Annotated in this window: 19 protein-coding genes; 14 read left to right on the top strand and 5 right to left on the bottom strand. The window is 66.7% G+C overall.

The window, feature by feature from the left end; translation table 11 throughout:
- Window positions 1-148: 148 nt before the first annotated feature.
- From J3476_RS00545 to J3476_RS00505, 9 genes are read left to right on the top strand one after another with little or no spacing between them, the layout of a single operon-like run.
- Complete coding sequence (locus J3476_RS00545; protein WP_207064676.1) at window positions 149-991, top strand: ABC transporter permease; 843 nt, start codon at window positions 149-151, stop codon at window positions 989-991.
- An 11-nt stretch (window positions 992-1,002) separates the two neighbouring features.
- Window positions 1,003-2,205: an MCE family protein gene (locus tag J3476_RS00540; RefSeq protein ID WP_207064675.1), complete on the top strand. Its 1,203-nt coding sequence runs from the start codon at window positions 1,003-1,005 to the stop codon at window positions 2,203-2,205.
- Between the two features lie 8 nt (window positions 2,206-2,213).
- Window positions 2,214-3,248: an MCE family protein gene (locus J3476_RS00535; protein WP_207064686.1), complete on the top strand. Its 1,035-nt coding sequence runs from the start codon at window positions 2,214-2,216 to the stop codon at window positions 3,246-3,248.
- Window positions 3,241-4,299, top strand: coding sequence for an MCE family protein (locus tag J3476_RS00530; RefSeq protein WP_207064674.1), 1,059 nt, complete (start codon window positions 3,241-3,243; stop codon window positions 4,297-4,299). The genes J3476_RS00535 and J3476_RS00530 overlap by 8 nt, the downstream gene beginning before the upstream one ends.
- Window positions 4,296-5,735 carry a virulence factor Mce family protein gene (locus J3476_RS00525; protein ID WP_207064673.1) on the top strand — a complete coding sequence of 480 codons (1,440 nt, stop codon included), beginning with the start codon at window positions 4,296-4,298 and terminating at the stop codon, window positions 5,733-5,735. The genes J3476_RS00530 and J3476_RS00525 overlap by 4 nt, the downstream gene beginning before the upstream one ends.
- A complete protein-coding gene (locus J3476_RS00520; RefSeq protein ID WP_207064672.1) occupies window positions 5,732-6,895 on the top strand; it encodes an MCE family protein in 1,164 nt (387 codons plus the stop codon). Before J3476_RS00525 ends, J3476_RS00520 begins: the two co-directional genes overlap by 4 nt.
- Window positions 6,892-8,595 carry a virulence factor Mce family protein gene (locus J3476_RS00515; RefSeq protein ID WP_207064671.1) on the top strand — a complete coding sequence of 568 codons (1,704 nt, stop codon included), beginning with the start codon at window positions 6,892-6,894 and terminating at the stop codon, window positions 8,593-8,595. Before J3476_RS00520 ends, J3476_RS00515 begins: the two co-directional genes overlap by 4 nt.
- Before the next feature lie 32 nt (window positions 8,596-8,627).
- Entirely contained in the window at window positions 8,628-9,341 is a 714-nt protein-coding gene (locus J3476_RS00510; RefSeq protein ID WP_207064685.1) for a mammalian cell entry protein, read from the top strand.
- Window positions 9,341-9,829, top strand: coding sequence for a mammalian cell entry protein (locus J3476_RS00505; protein WP_207064670.1), 489 nt, complete (start codon window positions 9,341-9,343; stop codon window positions 9,827-9,829). Before J3476_RS00510 ends, J3476_RS00505 begins: the two co-directional genes overlap by 1 nt.
- Here the strand turns inward: J3476_RS00505 and J3476_RS00500 are convergent.
- Together J3476_RS00500 and J3476_RS00495 are read right to left on the bottom strand one after the other, a co-directional pair.
- Window positions 9,811-11,334 (bottom strand): trehalose-6-phosphate synthase, encoded by a 1,524-nt coding sequence (locus tag J3476_RS00500; RefSeq protein ID WP_207064669.1) that lies wholly within the window; start codon window positions 11,332-11,334, stop codon window positions 9,811-9,813. The two genes, J3476_RS00505 and J3476_RS00500, sit on opposite strands and share 19 nt — an antisense overlap.
- Window positions 11,334-11,498, bottom strand: coding sequence for a hypothetical protein (locus J3476_RS00495; protein ID WP_098003178.1), 165 nt, complete (start codon window positions 11,496-11,498; stop codon window positions 11,334-11,336). Before J3476_RS00495 ends, J3476_RS00500 begins: the two co-directional genes overlap by 1 nt.
- A 67-nt stretch (window positions 11,499-11,565) precedes the next feature.
- Between J3476_RS00495 and J3476_RS00490 the strand changes: the two genes are divergently transcribed.
- Together J3476_RS00490 and J3476_RS00485 are read left to right on the top strand one after the other, a co-directional pair.
- Window positions 11,566-12,474: an enoyl-CoA hydratase gene (locus tag J3476_RS00490; protein WP_207064668.1), complete on the top strand. Its 909-nt coding sequence runs from the start codon at window positions 11,566-11,568 to the stop codon at window positions 12,472-12,474.
- A gap of 45 nt (window positions 12,475-12,519) precedes the next feature.
- The gene (locus J3476_RS00485) at window positions 12,520-13,362 is read left to right on the top strand and encodes an SDR family oxidoreductase (RefSeq protein WP_207064667.1); all 843 of its coding nucleotides are present in this window, start codon (window positions 12,520-12,522) and stop codon (window positions 13,360-13,362) included.
- Here J3476_RS00485 and J3476_RS00480 read toward each other — a convergent pair.
- Window positions 13,359-14,342, bottom strand: a complete 984-nt coding sequence (locus J3476_RS00480) for an NAD(P)-dependent oxidoreductase (RefSeq protein WP_373889006.1) — start codon at window positions 14,340-14,342, stop codon at window positions 13,359-13,361. The genes J3476_RS00485 and J3476_RS00480 overlap by 4 nt on opposite strands.
- Window positions 14,343-14,618: 276 nt before the next feature.
- Here J3476_RS00480 and J3476_RS00475 point away from each other — a divergent pair, with 276 nt between their 5' ends.
- Window positions 14,619-15,482, top strand: a complete 864-nt coding sequence (locus J3476_RS00475; protein WP_207064665.1) for an alpha/beta hydrolase — start codon at window positions 14,619-14,621, stop codon at window positions 15,480-15,482.
- 131 nt (window positions 15,483-15,613) lie between these two features.
- On the opposite strand, the gene J3476_RS00470 is transcribed toward J3476_RS00475, so the two are convergent.
- A complete protein-coding gene (locus tag J3476_RS00470) occupies window positions 15,614-16,480 on the bottom strand; it encodes an alpha/beta fold hydrolase (RefSeq protein ID WP_207064664.1) in 867 nt (288 codons plus the stop codon).
- Between the two features lie 91 nt (window positions 16,481-16,571).
- Window positions 16,572-19,790 carry a BTAD domain-containing putative transcriptional regulator gene (locus J3476_RS00465; protein WP_207064663.1) on the bottom strand — a complete coding sequence of 1,073 codons (3,219 nt, stop codon included), beginning with the start codon at window positions 19,788-19,790 and terminating at the stop codon, window positions 16,572-16,574.
- 163 nt (window positions 19,791-19,953) lie between these two features.
- Between J3476_RS00465 and J3476_RS00460 the strand changes: the two genes are divergently transcribed.
- Window positions 19,954-20,592: a TetR/AcrR family transcriptional regulator gene (locus J3476_RS00460; RefSeq protein WP_207064662.1), complete on the top strand. Its 639-nt coding sequence runs from the start codon at window positions 19,954-19,956 to the stop codon at window positions 20,590-20,592.
- Window positions 20,593-20,698: 106 nt separating this feature from the next.
- Window positions 20,699-21,490, top strand: coding sequence for an alpha/beta hydrolase (locus J3476_RS00455; RefSeq protein WP_207064661.1), 792 nt, complete (start codon window positions 20,699-20,701; stop codon window positions 21,488-21,490).
- The last annotated feature ends 106 nt before the right edge of the window (window positions 21,491-21,596 follow it).

Genomic DNA, 21,596 nt, shown 5'->3' with positions numbered 1-21,596 from the left:
ACAAGGATGGTGCACCAGTGAGCGCTTGCGCGAAGAAGCAGAGTGCCCTGATGAGCGCTTGCGCGAAGAAGCAGAGTGCCCTGATGAGCGCTTGCGCGAAGAAGCAGAGTGCCCTGATGAGCGCTTGCGCGAAGAAGAGACGAATCTGATGAGTTATGACGCCACGCTGCGCTTCCGCCGCCTGTTCCGCGGCGTACCCAGGGCTGTCGACACCGTGGGTGAGCAGGCCCTGTTCTACGGCGAGACCTTCCGCTACGTGCCCAACGCGATCACCCGGTATCGCAAGGAGACCATCCGGCTGATCGCCGAGATGTCCATGGGCACCGGGGCTCTGGTGATGATCGGTGGCACCGTCGGCGTGGCCGCGTTCATGACGCTCGCGTCCGGCGGCGTCATCGCGGTGCAGGGCTATTCGTCGCTGGGCAACATCGGTATCGAGGCGCTCACCGGCTTCCTGTCGGCATTCCTGAACGTGCGCATCGTGGCTCCGGTGATCGCCGGTATCGCGCTGGCCGCCACCATCGGCGCGGGCGCCACGGCGCAGCTGGGCGCGATGCGTGTCGCCGAGGAGATCGATGCCGTGGAATCGATGGCGGTGCATGCGGTGTCGTATCTGGTGTCCACCCGCCTGATCGCCGGCCTCATCGCGATCGTGCCGCTGTATGCGCTGTCGGTGCTGGCGGCGTTCTTCGCCGCCCGGTTCACCACCGTCTACATCAACGGTCAGTCCGCGGGTCTCTATGACCACTACTTCAATACGTTCCTGATACCCAGCGACCTGCTGTGGTCCTTCCTGCAGGCCATCGTCATGGCTGTGGCGGTCATGCTGATCCACACCTATTACGGCTACAACGCCTCCGGTGGGCCGGTCGGGGTCGGCATCGCGGTGGGCCAGGCGGTGCGGACCTCGCTGATCGCTGTCGTGACCATCGTCCTGCTGATCTCGCTCGCCGTCTACGGCGCGTCCGGCAACTTCAATCTGTCGGGTTAGGTCGGTGATTCATGGCAGACGGTGACGCCAAGCGCAGCCACGTCCGTATCGCTGCGGCCATCCTGGCCGCGGTGGTGCTCGCCGCGGTCGTGTTCACCTACCTCTCCTACACCGCCGCGTTCACGCCGACCGACAAGGTCACGGTGCTCTCGCCGCGGGCCGGCCTGGTCATGGAGACCAAAGCCAAGGTCAAGTACCGGGGCGTGCAGATCGGCGAGGTCGAGTCCATCGACTACGCCGGGGACATGGCCAAACTGACGCTGGCGATCCGCAGCGGAGAGATGCAGTACGTTCCGGCGAACGCGCCGGTGCGGATCGCGGGAACCACGATCTTCGGCGCCAAGGCCGTCGAGTTCCTCGCGCCGCAGGACCCCTCGGGCAAGTCGCTGCGGCCCGGCGCCGAGGTCCAGGCCAAGGATGTCCAGCTGGAAGTCAACACGCTGTTTCAGACGTTGACCGACACGCTCACCAAGATCGACCCCGTCAACCTGAACGCGACGCTGTCCGCTCTGGCCGAAGGGCTGCGCGGCAACGGCGACGACCTGGGTGCCACGATGGCAGGGCTGAACACCTATCTGGGCCGGTTCAACCCGAAACTGCCGGCGCTGCAGGAGGACCTGCGTCGCACCGCCGGAGTCGCGAACATCTATGCCGACGCCGGCCCCGACCTCGCGCGCATCCTCGACAACGCCCCGTCCATCGCTCAGACGGTGGTCGACGAGCAGGACAACCTGAACGCGACGCTGCTGGCGGCAACCGGGCTGGCGAACAACGGTACGGCCACCCTGGAGCCGGCCGCCGACGACTACATCGCCGCGATCCAACGGCTGCGGGCTCCGCTGGACGTCGCCAGCGAGTACTCGCCGGTGATCGGTTGCACGATCGACGGCACCGCCAGGGCGATCGACACGTTCGCGCCCATCATCGGCGGTATCCGGCCGGGCCTGTTCGTGTCGTCGAGCTTCATCCCGGGCGCTCCCTCGTACACGTATCCGGAGAGCCTGCCGATCGTGAACGCCTCGGGCGGACCGAACTGCCGCGGTCTGCCCAACGTGCCCGGCGTGCAGTACGGCGGTTCCTACTACCGCACCCCGTTCCTGGTGACCGACAACGCGTACGTTCCCTTCCAGCCGAACACCGAATTGCAGTTCGACGCGCCTTCGACGCTGCAGTTCCTGTTCAACGGCGCGTACGCAGAGCGAGATGATTACTGATGAGCAGGATGAGAGCCGATCGCACGCTGATCAACGTCTCGGTGTTCACCGTGGTCATGCTGCTGGTGGCCACATCGCTGGTGGTGGTCTTCGGCGAGTTCCGCTTCGGTTCCGACAAGGGGTATCACGCGACGTTCACCGACGCATCGCGGCTGAAATCCGGTGAGGATGTGCGGATCGCGGGTGTCCCGGTGGGCACCGTCGACGGCGTGACACTCAACGAGGACAACACTGTCGACGTGGCATTCACCGTCGCCGACCGCTACCAGCTCTACACCTCGACCCGGGCAGTGGTGCGGTACGAGAACCTGGTCGGCGACCGGTACCTGGAGATCACCTCGGGGCCCGGCGATCTCGTGAAGCTCGCACCCGGCGCCACGATTCCGAAGGACAACACGGCGCCCGCGCTGGATCTCGATGCGCTGCTCGGCGGCCTGCGCCCCGTCCTGAAAGGGCTGGAAGGCAAGAAGATCAACGAGATCAGCAGCGCGGTGATCGAACTGCTGCAGGGCCAGGGCGGCGCGTTGTCCAACATGCTGGCGTCGACGAGTGCCTTCACCCAGGACCTGGCGGCTCGCGATCAGCTGATCGGTGACGTCATCACGAATCTCAACACCGTGCTGGGCACCGTGGACGAGAAGGGCGCCGAATTCGACGCGAGCGTCGACCAGCTGCAGCAGCTGCTCACCGGCCTGGCTGAGGGGCGCGATCCGATCGCCGGCGCGATCGGGCCGCTGGCCACCGCGGAGACCGACCTGACCGAGATGCTCGAGCAGTCCCGCCGGCCGATCCAGGGTGTCATCGAGAACGCCCGGCCGCTGGCGCAGCGCATGGACGAGCGCAAGGCCGACATCAACAAGGTCATCGAACCGCTGGCCGAGAATTACCTGCGGCTCAACGCGTTGGGCGCCTATGGTGCGTTCTTCAACATCTATTACTGCTCGATCCGGATGAAGATCAACGGACCCGCGGGCAGCGACATCCTGATCCCGTTCGGCGGTCCGCCGGACCCGTCGAAGGGGAGGTGTTCCGAGAATGGCTAAGACCGACGGCGCGAACCCGCTCCGCACCGGGATATTCGGCATCGTGCTGGTCACCTGCCTGGTGCTGGTGTCCTTTGGCTACAGCGGGCTGCCGTTCATGCCGCAGGGCAAGAACTACGAGGCGTTCTTCAGCGATGCCGGCGGCATTTCGCCCGGCAACGACGTCAACGTCTCGGGAATCAACGTCGGCAGGGTGACCGGTGTCGAGCTGGCCGGGGACAGCGCCAAGGTCACCTTCACCGTGTCCCGTGACGTCCGGGTCGGCGACCAGTCCCTGGTGGCGATCAAGACCGACACGGTCCTCGGCGAGAAGTCGCTTGCCGTCACCCCCAAAGGGGCCGGGTCGGTGACCTCGATCCCGTTGGGGCGCACCACCACCCCCTACACGCTCAACACCGCGTTGCAGGACCTGGGGCAGACCGCGGGCGAGCTGGACAAGCCCAGGTTCGAGCAGGCGTTGCAGACGTTGACCGCTTCGCTACGAGATGCGACGCCGCAGCTGCGCAGCGCGCTCGAGGGCGTCGCCGACCTGTCCCGCAGCCTCAACAAGCGCGATGCGGCCCTCGATCAGCTGCTCGGGCACGCCCAGCGGGTGTCGGAGACGCTGGCCCAGCGGGCCGGTCAGGTCAATCAGCTGATCGTCGACGGCAACATGCTCTTCGCCGCGCTCGACGAACGCCGTCAGGCGTTGAGCCGCTTGATCGCAGGTATTGACGATGTGTCCGAACAGCTTTCGGGGTTCGTCGCCGACAACCGTCAGGAGTTCGGACCCGCGTTGGAGAACCTCAACCTGGTCATGGACAACCTGCTGGAACGCCGTGAACACATCGGGGAGGCGCTGCGGCGGCTACCGCCCTACGCCACCGCGCTGGGCGAGGTCGTGGGCAACGGCCCAGGGTTCAACATCAACCTCTACGGTCTGCCCCCCGCCAGCCTGGCCGAGGTACTCCTCGACACCTACTTCCAGCCCGGCAAGCTGCCCGACAGCCTCGCCGACTACCTGCGCGGGTTCATCGCCGAGCGCTTGATCATCAGGCCGAGGTCACCGTGAGCGAATCGACAACGACGAAGACACGAAACCGCACCCTGCGGCTGAGCTTGGCGGCCGTATTGGTCGTCGCACTGGTGGTGGGCGTCTTCCTGGTCTGGCCGACCCGCAAGGGGCACACCATCGTCGGCTATTTCACCTCGGCGGTCGGGCTCTACCCCGGCGATGAGGTCCGCATCGTGGGTGTCCCGGTGGGGGAGATCGACTCCATCGAGCCACGAGCCGACGACGTCAAGATCACGATGAGCGTCGACCACGGCGTGCAGGTGCCGGAGAACGCCAAGGCGCTCATCATCTCGCCGAATCTGGTGGCGGCGCGCTTCATTCAGCTCACCCCGGCCTACACCGGCGGTCCGACGATGGCCGACGGAGCGGCGATCGGTCTGGAGCGCACCGCCGTTCCGGTGGAGTGGGACGAGGTCAAGGAGCAGCTCACCCAGCTCAGCGCCCAACTGGGTCCGCAGCAGGGTTCGGTACAGGGCCCGTTGGCCGAGGTCATCGACCAGGCCGCCACGACGTTCGACGGCAATGGCGACTCCTTCCGGGAAGCGGTGCGCGAGCTGTCGCAGACCGCAGGCCGCCTCGGTGATTCGCGCAACGACCTGTTCGGCACGGTGCGTAACCTGCAGGTGCTCGTCGACGCGCTGTCGAACAGCAACGAGCAGATCGTGCAGTTCACCAATCACGTGGCGTCGGTGTCGCAGGTGCTGGCCGACAGCTCGGCGAACCTCGACGACACCCTGGGCACGTTGAACCAGGCGCTGTCCGACGTCCGGGAGCTGCTCGGCGAGAACAACCAGGCGCTGATCGACCAGGTCGGCAAGTTGGCCGACTTCACGCAGATCCTGACCGACCACAGCGACGACATCGAGCAGGTCCTGCACATCACGCCCAACGGTCTGTCGAACTTCTACAACATCTACAACCCGGCACAGGGCACCGTCGCCGGCTTGCTCTCGCTGCCGAACTTCGCCAACCCGGTGCAGTTCATCTGCGGCGGCGCCTACGACATCGGGGCCACCCCCGACGAGTACAAGCGCGCCGAGATCTGTCGCCAGCGGATGGGCCCGGTGCTCAAGCGCATCACGATGAACTACCCGCCGGTGCTGTTCCACCCCATCAACAGCATCACGGCGTACAAGGGTCAGGTCATCTACGACACCCCGGAGACCGAGGCCAAGGCCGAGACGCCGGTGCCTTACCTGCAGTGGCAGAACGCCCCGGGCGTCACCCCGCCGGAGATTCCGCCGGACGCCGACCTGTCGACGTTGCTGGCCCCACCGGCGCCGGAAGCGGCTCCGGCCGCACCACCGGCAGCGGGAGCAGCAGCGCCTGTCCCACCGGCGGCGCCCGTCCCGGCGCAGCCGATCCCGGGTCCGCTGCGGCCCGACCAGGCGGTGCCGCAGCCCGCCGCGCCACAGACGGGAGCGGGCGGATGATGCGCCGAGCGTTGACCATCTCCTCGTTGGCCGTGCTGTTGGCCGGTTGCCAGTTCGGCGGGCTCAACTCACTGGACATGCCCGGCACGGCCGGGCACGGTGCCGGTTCTTTCCAGGTAGAGGTCGAACTGCCCGACGTGTCGACCCTGCCGCAGAACTCGCCGGTCATGGTCGACGACGTCACCGTGGGCAGCGTCTCCGGCATCGACGCCGTCCAGCGGCCCGACGGGACCTTCTATGCGGCCGTGCAGTTGTCGCTCGAACCGGGCGTCAACCTGCCGGCCAACGCCATCGCGCGGGTTGCGCAGACGTCGCTGCTCGGGTCTCAGCACATCGAGTTGGCCGAACCGGTCGACGAGCCCGGAGAGGGCCGGCTGAAGCAGGGCTCGGAGATCCCGATGAGCCGCACCGGTCGCTATCCCACCACCGAGGAGGTGTTGTCCTCACTGGGTGTCGTGGTCAACAAGGGCAATCTCGGTGCGCTGCAGGACATCACGGACGAGACCTACAACGCCGTCGCCGGCCGGCAGGGGTCCTTCGCCGAACTGATCCCACGCCTTGCCGAGCTGACCGCCTCACTGGACCGCCAGACCGAGGACATCATCGCCGCGGCTGAGGGCCTGAACCGCTTCGCCGGGATCCTGGCACGCAGTCAGGACAGCCTCGGATGGACGCTGGACACGTTGCCCGAGGCGCTGGAGGTGCTCAACCGCAACCGCGCCAACATCGTCGACGCGTTCGCCGCGCTGCGCAGCTTCGCCGAAGTCGGGTCCCGGGTGCTGCAGCAGACCAAGGACGATTTCACCGAGGACTTCAGGGATCTGTTCCCGGTGATCAAGGCGCTCAACGACCATGCGGACGAGTTCATCAAGAGCCTCGAGTTCCTGCCGACGTTCCCGTTCCACTACGACTACCTCCGCAAGGCGGTGCGCGGCGACTACCTCAACGTGTTCGTCACGTTCGATCTGACGCTGCGCCGACTCGGTGAAACCGTGTTCACCACCTCGAAGGGGCTGGACCCGAACATGAAACGGATGAGCGATGTCATCAACACGCCCGACTTCCTGATCGGAGCCAACTCGAACCTGTCCGGCCAGGCGGCGGACCCGTTCGAGATCCCGCCGGGCACGGCGACCCAGCACGACGGGCCGGTGCAATGATCGATCGCCTGACCCGGATCCAGCTCACGATCTTCGCGATCGTGACGGTGCTGACCGTCGGCGCCATCTCGATCTTCTACCTGCGCCTCCCGGAGGCAGTCGGTATCGGCGCCTACAACGTGAGCGCCAACTTCACCGCGGCCGGCGGGCTGTACCAGAACGCCAACGTCACCTACCGCGGCGTGACCGTCGGCCGGGTCGAATCGGTGGGGCTCACCGACGAAGGCGTGGTGGCCAAGATGCGACTGGACAGCGGCACCCCGGTTCCGGAGAACGTGACCGCGACCGTCAAGAGTGTCTCGGCGGTGGGCGAGCAGTACATCGACCTGGTCCCGCCGGAGCAGGCGGCGCCGGGCACGCTGCGCAACGGCGCGGTGATCCCGGTGGATCGCACGGCGATCGGCCAGGACATCTACGGCATGCTGCAGGAGGCCGACGCGCTGATCAGCAGCGTCGGTGATACCCGGTTGCAGGATCTTCTGGACGAGACGTTCAAGGCGTTCAACGGCTCCGGGCCGGAACTGGCCCGGCTGATCCAGTCGGCGCGACTGCTGGTCGACGAGGCCAACGCCAACTTCGACCAAACCTCGTCGTTGATCGACCAGGCGGGCCCGTTCCTGGAAGCGCAACTGCGCAGCGGCGACGACATCCGCTCGATGGCCGACGGGTTGGCCCGGTTGACCACCGAGGTCGCCAACGCCGACCCGCAACTGAGGTCCACGCTGCAGACCGTCCCCGGTACCACCGAGGTGGCCAACGAAACGTTCGCAGGTATCCGGCCGACGTTCCCGGTGCTGGCCGCCAATCTGGCCAACTTCGGCCGCATCGGCGTCATCTACCGCAAGTCGCTGGAACATTCCCTCGTCGTCTTCCCGGCCCTGCTCGCCGCGCTGAACACCGTCGGCACCGGGCTGCCGGCGGACGAGGGCGGCAAGCTGGACTTCAAGATCAACCTGGGGGATGCGCCACCGTGCTCGGTGGGCTTCATCCCGCCCACTCAGATCCGGTCCCCGGCCGACACCACGCTGCGTGAACTGCCGACCGACATGTACTGCAAGACCCCGCAGAACGATCCCAGTGTGGTGCGCGGGGCGCGCAACTATCCGTGCCAGGAGTTCCCGGGCAAGCGTGCGCCCACCATCCAGCTGTGCCGCGATCCCAAGGGCTACGTGCCGATCGGCAGCAATCCGTGGCGCGGACCGCCCGTGCCGGTCGGGACACCGATCGAGGACGGCCGCAACATCCTGCCGCCCAACAAGTTCCCGATGATCCCGCCACAGGTCGATCCGGATCCGGGCCCCCCGTCGGTGCAGTTGCCGCCCGGGGTGGCACCGGGGCCGGGACCTGCGCCGCACGCGCCGTTCCCGCTGCCCTACCCGCCCAACGAGGTGGGGCCGCCGCCGCCGCCCTGGCCGTACTTCTCGCCGCCCGACGAAGTGGTGCCGCCGTACGGCCGCACCCCACCGGCGCCGGGACCGGCTCCCGGGGCGCCTGCGCCTGCGCCAGCACCCGCGCCTGCGCCGCCGGGCCCGCTGCCCGCCGAGATGCCGCTGGCGAGCGGACCGGCAACCGCGACCTACGACCAGAACGGCGAGTTCGTCGATCCCTCAGGCGGGACTGGTATCTTCGCGCCCGGCACCGACGCACTGGCGCCCGCTGAGAACTGGGTCGACCTGATGCTGGCGCCCGAACAGATCTGACCAGGCCCGGAAGGGCCGTGAAGAAGGCGAATTTGTCCGAAGAGGAATCCCGCGACGTGTCGGCGTCGGCCGGCCGGCCGGTGCGACGGCGCGCCTCGCGGGCCGCGGGCCCGGCCGGCACGGGCACGGGCACGGCGTCACCGGACACCGAAGGTTCGGTCGCGCTGGCACCGACCCCGACGGTCAAGGTTCGTCCGGTCCGCCCCGCCGGCCCGCCGCCGCGCCGCCCCGCCAACCGCAGGCTGGTGGCGTTGGTGTCGATGCTGACACTGGCGGTCGTGGCCGCGGCCCTGGCGACCGGCGCCGCGCTGCTGCTGTCCTCCCAACGTGAAGCCCAGGCGGAGCAAGCCCGTGACCAGCGTTTCGTCGACACCGCACGTCAGCTGGTGGTCAACATGTTCAGCTACACGCAGGACAACATCGACGACAGCGTGGACCGGTTCGTCAACAGCACCAGCGGGCCGTTGCGGGACATGCTCAGCCAGGACAACAACGTCGAGAACCTCAAGGCGATCTTCCGCGACACCAACGCCAGCTCGGAGGCCGTGATCAACGGCGCTGCGCTCGAGGACATCGACGAGGTGACACAGAACGCTGCGGTCCTGGTGTCGGTGCGGGTGACCGTGACGGACATGGAGGGCACCAACAAGCCCTCCCAGCCGTACCGGCTGCGGGTGATCGTGCACGAGGACGACGCCGGTCACATGACCGGATACGACCTCAAGTATCCCGACGGCGGTAACTGATGAGGGCGGTCCGGCTCTGGTCGACGCTCGCGGTGGTGCTCGCCGCGGGCGTGGTGGCGCTGGCGGCCTACGGTGGCGCACTGTACTGGAACGGGGTCCAGCTCGCCGGTGAGCAGGAAGCGCGCAGCGAACTCGCACCGCTGGCCACCGACCAGATCCCGAAGGTGTTCGGCTACGACTACCAGACCGTCGAGCGCAGCCTCCTCGACGTCTTTCCGTTGCTCACCCCCAGCTACCGCCAGGAGTTCGAGGAACGCGCCACCGAGGACATCATCCCGCAGGCTCGCGAGCGGCAACTGGTCAGCCAGGCCAACGTGGTCGGTGCGGGGGTGCTGGACGCGCAACGTAATTCGGGATCGGTGATGGTGTTCATGAACCGCACCGTGACCGACAAGTCCCGCCAGCCCGTCTACGACGGCAGCCGCTTACGCGTCGACTACAAGAAGGTCGACGGCAAGTGGCTGATCGACTACATCACCCCGATCTGACCGGAACCCCGCTCGTTGCCCGCCGAGCCCAGTGCATCGAGGAACGACCGGGCCCAGCGATCCACGTCGTGCGCGAGGACCTGGCGACGAAGCGCTCGCATGCGCCGCCTGCCCTCTTCGGGTGACTGGTTCAGCGCCGCCTCGATCGCGTCCTTGACGCCCTCCAGGTGATGCGGGTTGGTCAGGTAGGCCTGGCGCAGCTCGGCCGACGCGCCGGTGAACTCACTGAGCACCAGAGCGCCGCCCAGGTCGCTGCGGCACGCCACGTACTCCTTGGCCACCAGGTTCATGCCGTCGCGCAGCGGGGTGACCAGCATGACGTCGGCGGCGACGAAGAACGCCACCAGATCCTCGCGCGGCACCGGCCGGTGCAGATAGTGCACCACCGGGTGGCCGACCTCGCCGTATTCACCGTTGATGTGGCCGACCTGGCGCTCGATGCCCTCGCGCATGGCCTTGTAGCTCTCCACCCGCTCCCGGCTGGGGGTGGCCAGCTGGACCAGCACGGTGTCCTCGCGGTTGATCCGCTCCTCGGCGAGCAGCTCGGAGAAGGCCTCCAGCCGCACATCGATGCCCTTGGTGTAGTCCAGGCGGTCCACACCCAGCAGGATCTTGCGGGGGTTGCCCAACTCCTGACGAATCTCGCGGGCACGCTGCCGGGTGCTCTTGCTGCGTGCCTTCTGGTCCAGGTCGGTGGAGTCGATCGAGATCGGGAACGCACCGACCTTGACGGTGCGGAACCCGACCTGCACCTCCCCGAACCGTGACCGCACCCCGACCGTCGCGCGGGAGGTGTTCGCGCCCACCAACCGGCGGGCCAGGATCAGGAAGTTCTGCGCGCCGCCCGGCAGATGGAACCCGACCAGGTCGGCGCCCAACAGACCCTCGGTGATCTCGGTACGCCACGGCATCTGCATGAACAGCTCGACGGGCGGGAACGGGATGTGCAGGAAGAACCCGATCGTCAGGTCGGGCCTGAGCATGCGCAGCATCTTGGGCACCAGCTGCAGCTGGTAGTCCTGCACCCACACCGTGGCTCCCTCGGCGGCGACGCGCGCGGTCGCCTCGGCGAAGCGCCGGTTCACCTCGACGTAGCGGTCCCACCATTCCCGGTGGTAGATCGGCTTGACGATGACGTCGTGGTACAGCGGCCACAGGGTGCCGTTGGAGAACCCCTCGTAGTACTTGGCGACGTCGTCGGCGCTGAGCCGGACCCGGACCAGCGACATCCCATCCTGCTCGATGGGCTCCTCGCTGGCGTTCGGATCGCCGGGCTCCTGGGGTACGCCGGGCCAGCCGATCCACGCGCCGTGGCGCCGGCGCAGCAGCGGCTCCAGAGCCGTCACGAGGCCGCCGGGGCTGCGCTTCCACTCGACGGTGCCGTCGGGTTTCTGAATCATGTCGATCGGCAGCCGGTTGGCCACCACGACGAAGTCCGCCGTCCCTGTGGACGGCGCAGGGGAGCCACCCGTGGAGCGGGCCTCGGGACCGCTCTGGGCGGTCATCAGGCGTCGAGCTTCGCCGGACCGATGCCGAGCATGGACAAGAAGACGCGGCATTCGTCGGCGTCGGTGGCGTAGGCGGCCACCACCCGGCGGGCCTGACGCTCGGTGCTGTCGGCGATGGGCTCGACGTCGCCGAGGTCGGCGGGATCAGATTTCGCAGGCATGGCACAACTGTAGCCAACCGGCAGGTGAGTGCTGGTGAGCAAGCCGCTCGGACGTAGTGTGCACAGCATGAGTGCCGCATCGGCGAACCATGAGCAGGTCACCTACGAGACCCTCGATGACGGGCGCATCGCGCGGATCTGGCTCAACCGGCCCGAGGCGCAGAACGCGCAGTCCCGAACCCTGTTGGTCCAACTCGACGAGGCGTTCGGCCGGGCCGAGGCCGACGACGAGGTCCGGGTGGTCATCCTCGCCGCCCGCGGAAAGAACTTCTCGGCAGGACACGATCTGGGCTCGGAGGCCGCGCTCGCCGAGCGCGCACCGGGCCCCGATCAGCACCCCAGCTTCCGGATCAACGGAGCCACCCGCGCGGCGGTGGCCGAGCGCACCTATCTGCAGGAGTGGCACTACTTCTTCGAGAACACGAGCCGGTGGCGCGATCTGCGCAAGATCACCATCGCCCAGGTGCAGGGCAACGCGATCTCGGCGGCGTTGATGCTGATCTGGGCATGCGATCTCATCGTGGCCGCCGACGACGCGAAGTTCAGCGACGTGGTGGCGGTGCGCATGGGCATGCCGGGTGTCGAGTACTACGCGCACCCCTGGGAATTCGGGGCCCGCAAGGCCAAGGAGCTGTTGCTGACCGGGGATTCGATCGAGGCCGACGAGGCCCACCGGCTGGGAATGGTCTCGAAGGTCTTCCCGCGTGCCGAGCTGGAGGACAAGACCCTCGACTTCGCCCGTCGCATCGCCGAGCGGCCGACGATGGCGGCGCTGCTCGTCAAGGACTCGGTGAACGCCGCCAGCGACGCGATGGGGTTCACCGAGGCGCTGCGCCACGCGTTCCACATCCACGAACTCGGCCATGCCCACTGGGCGGCCCACAACGAGAACCGGTATCCGATCGGCCTCCCGCCGGATGTTCCGGACTGGCGCACCCTCGGAGCGCCGAAGCCCGCTCGCCGCGACGAACCGTGACGTATAACTAGAACCTGTTCCAGTTGAACGGCTGAAGGGGTTCTCGTGCTGCTTTCGTTGTCGGGTCGGACGTATCTGGTCACCGGAGGTGGCAGCGGAATCGGCAAGGGTGCCGCGGCCGCCATCGTCGCTTCGGGTGGCAACACCGTCCTGGCCGGGCGCAATGCCGACAAGCTGGCCGCCGCGGCCGAGGAGATCGTCGGGCAGGCCGGAGACGGCGCAGGCGAGGTCATCTACGAACCCGCCGACGTGACCAACGAGGACGAGGCGGCGCGCCTGGTGGAAGCGGCGACCGCCTGGCACGGCCGGCTCGACGGCGTCGTGCACAGCGCCGGTGGCTCGGAGACAATCGGACCGATCACCCAGATCGACTCGGCGGCGTGGCGTAACACCGTCGACCTGAACATCAACGGCACGATGTACGTGCTCAAGCACGCCGCCCGCGAGATGGTGCGAAGCGGGGGAGGCTCGTTCATCGGGATCTCGTCGATCGCCTCGAGCAACACCCACCGCTGGTTCGGCGCCTACGGGCCCAGCAAGGCCGCCTTGGATCACCTGATGATGGTGGCCGCCGACGAGCTCGGTCCGTCGTCGGTGCGGGTGAACGGAATCCGGCCGGGTCTGACACGCACCGACATGGTGGCCCCGATCATGGAGTCGCCCGCGGTCAGCGACGACTACCGGGCGTGCACGCCGCTGCCGCGGGTCGGGGAGGTGGAGGACATCGCCAACCTGGCGGTGTTCCTGCTCAGTGACGCCGCCAGTTTCATCACCGGCCAGATCATCAACGTCGACGGCGGGCACGGGCTGCGCCGCGGGCCCGACCTGTCCGGAATGCTCGAGCCGCTGTTCGGCGCCGACGGATTGCGCGGAGTCGTGACCGGCTAGCGCGGGCTCGGCCTCTCGCCGCCGGCCTCCCATTCGGCGAGCGCGCCCAGTGCCGACCAGTCCAGGTCGCGGCCTCCGCCGGCCAGCAGAGTCAGGAAGCGGTCGCGCAACAGGCTGCCGATCGGTAGCGGCACCTCGAGTTGCTCACCGGCGGCCAGGACCAGGCGCACGTCTTTGAGCCCGAGGTGCGCGGCGAAGCCCGCCGGTTCGAACTCCCGGCGGGCCAGTAGCCCGCCGTAGGTCTGATAGGCCGGGGCCGCGAAGAGCGTCGAGGTCAGCAACTCCAGATACTGCTGCTTGTCGACGCCGGCCTTAGCTACCAAAGCCATTGCCTCGCCGAGCGATTCGATGACCGACGCGATCAGGAAGTTGCCGGAGAGCTTCACGAGGTTGGCTGTCTTCGGGTCCGGCGCGATGGCGAACGTGCGTTGCCCCACCGCGTCGAACACCGGCGAGAGATCCTGCACGACGGCGGGGTCTCCGGCAGCGACCACGAACAGCTTCGCGGCGGCGGCCGCTTCGGGCCGGCCGAACACCGGTGCGGACACGAAGTGCTGGCCGGCCTCGGCATGCGCGGCGGTCAACCGGTCTGCCAGCGCAACGCTGATGGTGCTCGACGAGACGTGAATCGCGCCCTGCGGCAGCGCGGCGAGGATACCGGCTTTGTCACCCTCGCCGAACGTCACTGATTCGACGGCCGGGTCATCGGCCAGCATCGAGATGACGACGTCGCCGGTGCAGGCGTCGGCGACCGTGGTGACCGCGGTCGCGCCGCGCTCCACGAGTGCCGCAGCCTTCTCGGGTGATCTGTTGTACGCCGTGACCTCGTGTCCGGCGGCCAGCAGGTTGGCCGCCATGCCCGCGCCCATGTTTCCCAGCCCGATGAATCCGATTCTCATGTCCTCAGCATGCCGTACCGGAGCGACCAGTCGCCGAGCGTGAACCTGTTGCGAAAATCTGCGCGACTTTTCGCAGCGGATTCACAGTGGACGAGACGAAGTAGGAGCGAAAGGGGGCCTGTGCGGGCGGGCACCAGGCGGACGGTGACCACGGTGTGGTGCCAGGGTGTGCACCGCTGAATCGGCACGGCTCGAGCAGCGGGAGCAAGAGAACCGAGAACTCGAGCCCCCTGAGGTTCCGAAACGAACGTCGACTCTCAGTGCGAGCCGTTGCTTCTGTCGACATCACTGACGCGGAAACTGCTGACGGGTCGGGCACTTCAGTGATCGTCAACAAGCCGTTCGTACGATCCGAAGATGCCAGCCATTCATCATCGTTTCGCGTCCGTGGACGGACAACGGCTGTTCTACCGCGAGGCGGGTCCGGGTGGAGCACCGGTCCTCGTGTTGCTGCACGGCTTTCCGGCCAGCTCTGCGATGTTCCGCAACGCAATGCAGTTGCTGGCGGATCGGTGGCATGTGATCGCCCCGGATCATCTCGGGTTCGGACTGTCCGATGCGCCGCCGGTCGGCGACTTCGATTACAGCTTCGATGCACTGACTGATCTGACCGCTGGACTCTTGCGACAACTCGGCGTTCCCCGCTATGCCCTGTACGTACACGATTATGGCGCACCGATCGGCTGGCGGCTCGCTCTGCGTGATCCGGACACGATCGCCGCAGTAATCAGTCAGAGCGGCAACGCCTATCAGGAAGGATTCCAACCCGGATTCTTTGGGACAATGTGGGCGTACTGGGCACAGCAGAACCCCCACACCGAGTCGGGTGTGCGTCGCGCGTTGACGTTGGAGATGACCCGATGGCAGTACGTGGCCGGTGTCGCGGATGAGTCTGTGGTCGACCCGCTGACGTGGATCACCGACCACGGCCTGCTGTCGCGCCCGGGGAATGACCTTGTACAACTCGCGTTGTTCCGCGACTACGCGAACAACCCGAAGTTGTATCCCGCTGTACACCAATACTTCCGAGATTCCCAGGTGCCACTCCTGGCCGTTTGGGGTCGTGACGATCCGATTTTCGGACCTCACGGTGCTGCGGCCTTCAAGGTGGATCTACCGAATGCCGAGGTCCATCTGCTCGACGGCGGCCACTTCCTCCTCGAGAGCGCGTGCGACGAGGTTGTCGAACTCATCCGCGCGTTTCTCATCGCCAACGTCTAGTGGATGTCCTTGTTGCGCGCACCGAAGTGCGTCTCCGGTGCGCGCAACCGTCAGATCGGGCTCGGCCGGCCGCTTAACGTAGTTCGGCCGCCTGCGCTCCCCACGACACGCTCGGCACGGCCTGGTGCGGACTAGCCGATCACCCTGCCGAGGAAGTCGCGGATGTACTCGCTGATCTCGGTGCCGTGGGTCTCCAGCGCGAAGTGGCCCGCATCGAGAAGGTGGTATTCGCCGTTGGGTAGGTCACGCTTGTAAGCCTCCGCGCCGGCGGCGCCGAAGATCTGGTCGTTGCGTCCCCACGTCACCAGCAGGGGTGGTTGGTGGGTGCGGAAGTACTCCTGGAACTTCGGGTAGCCGTCGAGGTTGAACTGGTAGTCCCAGAACATCTGCAGCTGGATCTCGTCGTTGCCTTTCCGATCCAGGCCTGCCTGGTCCAGCTGCCACGTTTCGGGCGCGATGAGTTCGAGCCGGTCGGCGGGCACGCCGTGGGTGTACTGCCAGTGGGTCTTGGTACCGGTGAGGTATTCGCGGACGCTGCGCTCGTTGGCGGCGCGGTCTTTCGCGTGGGCGAACAGGATGTCCCAGAAAGGGGTGAATCCCTCCATGTAGGCGTTGCCGCTCTGCGTGATGATTGCGGTGATTCGCTCGGGGCTCGCACTGGCGATTCGCAGTCCTATGGGTGCCCCGTAGTCATGGATGTAGATGGCGAAGCGGTCCAGTCCAAGGCGGGCAATCAACTTCTCGGTGACGTCGGTGAGGTTGTCGAAGCTGTAGTCGAATTCGTGGATGGTCGGCATCGACGACTGGCCGTAGCCGATGTGGTCGGGAGCGATCAGGTGGTAGGAGTCGGCCAATGAGGTGATGAGGTTGCGGAACATGTGCGAGCTGGACGGGAAGCCGTGCAACAACAGCAGTGTAGGATTCGAGGCATCACCTGCCTCGCGATAGAAGACGTCGAGTCCGTCGATGGCAGCAGTGCGGTAGCGGGTAATCGTCATGGAAAGGCTCCTTCCGGGATTGGCGATTGTGAAGCTATCCGGACGGTGTTGATGACCACTTGACGAACAGTGGAATCGTTGTCGCGCAGGGTTATACCGCTGGACGGCAGGTCTCCGCCGCGATCTCATCGAGAAGGTTCTGGGCGCGTTGTGCGAACAGATGCGCTTCTCGGTGGATCGAGGTCGAGCGTGCGGTTTGCGCTGCGGCACGGACCTGGCCGGGGGGCGCTCCGCGGGCCTGGAGCAGACGAGCACGCATGAGTAGCAGCAGCCCCTCCGGATACCGTTGGCCGAAGGCGTTCATACAGTGCTCGGCGCGGTCGAGTGCGCCGGCAGCGGAGTCGTAACAGCCTGCCCTCGTCCACATTTCGCCAAGCAGGATGTACCCGGTTGACACGCACGACCGTGGCGGGTCGAGCAGGTTGGTGACGATGAGTTCTTCAGCGTTCGCGGCGGACCGCGCGGGGCTGTCACCGGTCATCGCTTCGGCCCAGTGGAGGGCCAACCGCTGGTAGGTCCCGAGAAACGTGAAGTTGAAGCCGGGGTCCACTGCGATGCCCTGGTGGGCGGCGTTCATCGCTGCGTGCGGATCGCCGGTCAGCACCGCTATGCGGCACGAGAAGGTCGCGCACACCGTGATCAGATAGGGTGCCCGCCCGGCAGCCGCCGCCATCACGTCGAGGAATACTCGGGCGGCCGCGGCATCACCGTGCAGTGCCGTCGTTTCGGCGAGCATCCCGGCCATCAACCACTGGAGTTCGTGCTGTACCGGGTCGCTAGGGTCCCGGGAAAGGTCCTCCTGCAGTGAGTCCTTGGACCGCTGAAGGTATCGGAACGCCTCTCCGATGTTGCCCGCATTCCACTGCTGAATACCCCAGGCCTGGAAACCATAGGATCGAACGACGGGATCGGCGGAAGCCGAGCCTCGTTCGAGTAGACGCTGCGCTAGCGGCCGGCTGACTTCGAGCTCGATAGCCTGCGCATGAGCCGCCCACCGCGAGTACAGGAGACCGCCGGCTTCTCGTTCGCGCCCCAGCGACATGGCCAGATGCTCCGCCCGCTCCAGCAGTTCCATCAGTCCCGACGAGCCGTACATCGACTGCATGCCGACCAGTGCGATGAGGTGCGCGAGGGCCTCGGCCTCCAGTTCTGTCCTGCCGGCGCGCCGTGACATCTTCACGGCGGCGTCAAGAGTCTGCTCGGCCGCTTCGAATGCACACTTGGCCATCATCCGTTGCCCGGCGCGTATCAGCGCCTGAGCCGTCCTCTCCGGTGCCGCGCGCGGCCCAGCGGAACACAGGTGATGTGCGAGTTTCTCGTCGACGGAATCGCTTGGTGAGCAGCATGTTTCGAGCGCGCAGGCTATCTGGTAATGCAGGCCGGTCGACTGATGTGATGACGCGAGGCCGATCACGGCCTCGCGCACGAGATCGTGGACGAACCGGATTTCGAACGCATCGTTGGTTGCGGTGAGAATGCCGAGACGGTCGAGCGGCTCAAGGCGATCCAAACAGTGATCAATGTCGAGTCCGCATGCGTGGGCCAGTACGTTGACATCGACTGTGCTTCCGATCAATGCTGCCGTGATCAGCAGTGCCTTGCCATCGTCGTCGTTGACCACCCCGGCGATCCGATCGAGTACGACGTCGCGCACCGTCGCGGGAACTCCGACGGCGGCGCCGCAGTCCCCGTCGTGCACGAGCAACCGCGTCAGCTCCTGCACGAAGAACGGATTTCCCGCGGTTCGCCGGTAGATGTCGTCGACCGTGTCCGCGTCGGGCTCGCGGTGCGTTTCGATCGCGATCAGTTCGGCGGCCTCGACAGGGGCCAGAGGGGCTAGCCGGATCCGTCTCACGCCCGGTACGCGGCTGGCGGCGGCCAGCATGCGGGTCAGGTCGCCGCGCGGCGCCGGCGCGCGGTCGCGGAAGCTGCCTACGAGCGCCACACCCCTGGGTAGTCGGGCAGCGAGGTGGGCGAACAGCTCCAGGGAGCACAGATCGGCCCAGTGCAGATCGTCGATGGTGAGCACCGTCGGCCGCTCGGTGGAGACCTCGGCGATCAGTGCGGTCGCCCGTTCGAACAGGTGGAACCGGACGTCGCTGCCAAGGGTGTGTGGCGGAGTCTCGGCTTCCGCCGCGTTGAGCAAGCGGCCGATCGGCCCGTGCCGCCAGTCTCGCTGCCGCCGCTCGGGCAGATGGTCCAACATCAACGCGAGCACCTGCACCCACGGCCACATCGCCGGCGTGCCCTCCGACGGCGGGCAGTTGCCCCATGCAACCACGGCGCGGTCGCACGCCGCGGTGCTGATCTCCTCACAGAACCGGGTCTTGCCGATTCCCGGCTCGCCCTCGACGAGGACGAGCGCGGTGTCCCCATCGACGGCCGCTTGGAGCGCCGTCGTCGCGATCGCCATCTCGTGAACGCGGCCAACGAAAGCCGCCTCGCGGAAGGACGGTGTGTCAGGAGGCGGCGTTGCGGTCGACGGCCCTGTGGGCGGTACCGCTACCTGCGGTTGCTGAGTAAGGACACGCTGGTGCGCGCGTTGCAGAGCTTGCCCCGGATCGACTCCCAGTTCGTCGGCGAGCCGATTGCGCATGTCGCGATACAGCCGGAGCGCCTCGGCTTGTTGTCCGCAACTGCCCAACACCGAGATCAGCGCGGCGTGGACGGGTTCGTGCAGGGGTGCCATGGCCGCGGCGATGCGCAGCGGTGCCAGGATCCGCAGAGCGGCCCCGAGTGACACGGCCACGTCGGCCGCTGTCACGCAGACGTCGAGGAACTCCGCGTTGATCGCTGTGAAGATGTCGGTCGCTGACAGCCCGTGGTCGAGACCGTTGCCGGCAGCACCCTTCCACAGCGCGAGCGCCCGCTCGTAGTGCAGCAGCGCGATGTCACGTCGATCGTCGGCCACCGCGCGCGTGGCGTCGGCGACCCGGGTGTGGAACTCCTCGATGTCGACGACTGCGGGTCCGGAGACGAACAGGTAGCCATTGCCGCGGCGCATCAGGTGACTTCCTGGGCTGCGCGCGGGCAGCGCGGGTTCGAAGACGCGTCTCAGCGCGCCGACATATTTGTGAATCACGTTGAGCGCGCTCTGGGGTGCGTCGTCGTCCCAGATCAGATCGATCAGGTGGCTGGTGGGTACCGGATGCCCCGTACGCGCCAGGAGCACGGCGAGCAGGCACGCCTGCTGGTGGGGGCCGACGTCGAGTTCACGGTGTCCGCGCCACACACGTAACGGCCCGAGGATCTGTACCCGCAGGACGTCGTCACGCTCGGCAATGGCGGACGGAGTGGCCAGACCATCCATCAGCAGAACTCCCGCCGTGCGGACGCTTGCGCTCAGTGCCGGATGGCAATTCGCTGTAGCGACACTACAGTCACTTTACCGATTGGTCAATCGATAAAGTGACTGTCTTGTCACTATCACGGACTACCATCGGGGCCGAGATGACTACAGATCCAGGACGTCCATGACCGACGTTGCGCCTCAACGGCGCACGCGACGCGACGAATATGCCGAGCAGACCCGTCAGGCCGTCGTGGACGCCGCCCGTCGGCTCTTTGCCGACCGGGGCTATCTCGCCACCACGGTCAATGAGATCGCCGCGGCAAGTCGCGTCTCGCCGGGAACGGTGTATCAGCAGTGCGGTGGAAAACAGGGCTTGCTGCACACGTTGATGGATACGTGGACCACGTCGGACCTGGTGCAGGGCACCCTCGATCAAGTAAACGACACGACCACTCTCGACGAACTGCTCGACGTGCTGTCCCACTCGTATCTGGAGTTCTGGCGTCGGTATGACGACATCGTTCAGCTTGTGCTGGCCACCGCCGCTCACGACGGCAGCGCCGCCGGCTCGCTCGCAGAAGCCACAGTGCGCCACCGCAGCGCGCTGCATGCGATCGCGGGCGTGGCTCGCAGGTACATCGTCCTGCCGGACGACTTCACCGACGACGACTTCGCCGACCTCACCCTGTATCACTATGGGCCGCACAACGGCTTTCACTTCACGGTCACGGTGCTGGGCTGGTCGCAAGATCGTGCGCAGCGATTCCTGCGAGCGCAGTTCTCGTCCTCACTGCATCAGATCGCCCTCGGAGGCAACTGAGCCGCTCGGTGTCGGCGGCGCCATGCACTCGCCGTCCACTGACGGTCAAGAGAGCGCCAATAGCGTCCGGGGTACCTCGAGTACCTCGACAGACAGGACGCTGACCATGACCGATGTCGTCTTCATCCACGGACTGTGGGTCGCCCACTCCGCCTGGCAACCGTGGATCGACCAGTTCGCGGCCCAGGGAATTCGCGCGATTGCACCGCCTTGGCCCGGGGAAGACCCAACACCGGCCGCTTCCCGGGAGAACGGGCAAGCACAGGCCGGGTTCGGCCTTGCCGAGGTGACCAATCATTTCGCGGACATTCTGGGCGAGCTGGACCGGCCAGCAGTGGTCATCGGCCATTCGTTCGGGGGCCTGATCGCCCAGAAGCTACTCGGTCAGCGTCTGGCGTCTGCCGCCGTCGCGATCAATCCGGCCCCGATCAAGGGCGTGCGAGCATTGCCCATTGCGCAGCTGCGCTCCGCGTTCCCGGTACTGCGCAACCCGGCCAACAGTGGAAAGGCCAAGGCCCTGACGCGATCACAATGGCGTTACGGCTTCGGCAATGCCCTGTCCCCGCAGGAATCGGACACGCTGTGGGAGCAGTGGAGTATCCCCTCTCCGTGCAAGCCGCTCTTCGAGATCGGCGTCGCGAACTTCGCGCCGAAGTCACCCGCCAAGGTCGACGTGACCGACACCGAGCGCGGCCCACTGCTCATCACCGGCGGGACTGCGGACCACACCGTGCCGCTGGCCACGGCGAAAGGTGCGTACCGCCGATATCGAAAGACATTTGGCATCACAGATTTCCACGAGTTCGACGGGCGCGGCCATTCGTTGACCATCGATCACGGCTGGCGCGACGTCGCCGACGTCGCGCTGGCCTGGCTGGGCCACCGCGCTGTCGTGTGATGACAGATCGAGTTCGGCCAATGCCGGCGCCATTGAGCAAGCCTGACCGCCATCGTTCTTCACAGGATCCTTCCGCGCCGCCCAGAGCAGCCAGGGCATGCTCGGG

The sequence above is a fragment of the Mycobacterium sp. PO1 genome, from assembly GCF_017312405.1.
Taxonomy (GTDB): Bacteria; Actinomycetota; Actinomycetes; order Mycobacteriales; family Mycobacteriaceae; genus Mycobacterium.
The sequence above is the reverse complement of the archived record's forward strand: the minus strand, read 5'-3'. Positions and strand labels throughout refer to the sequence as shown.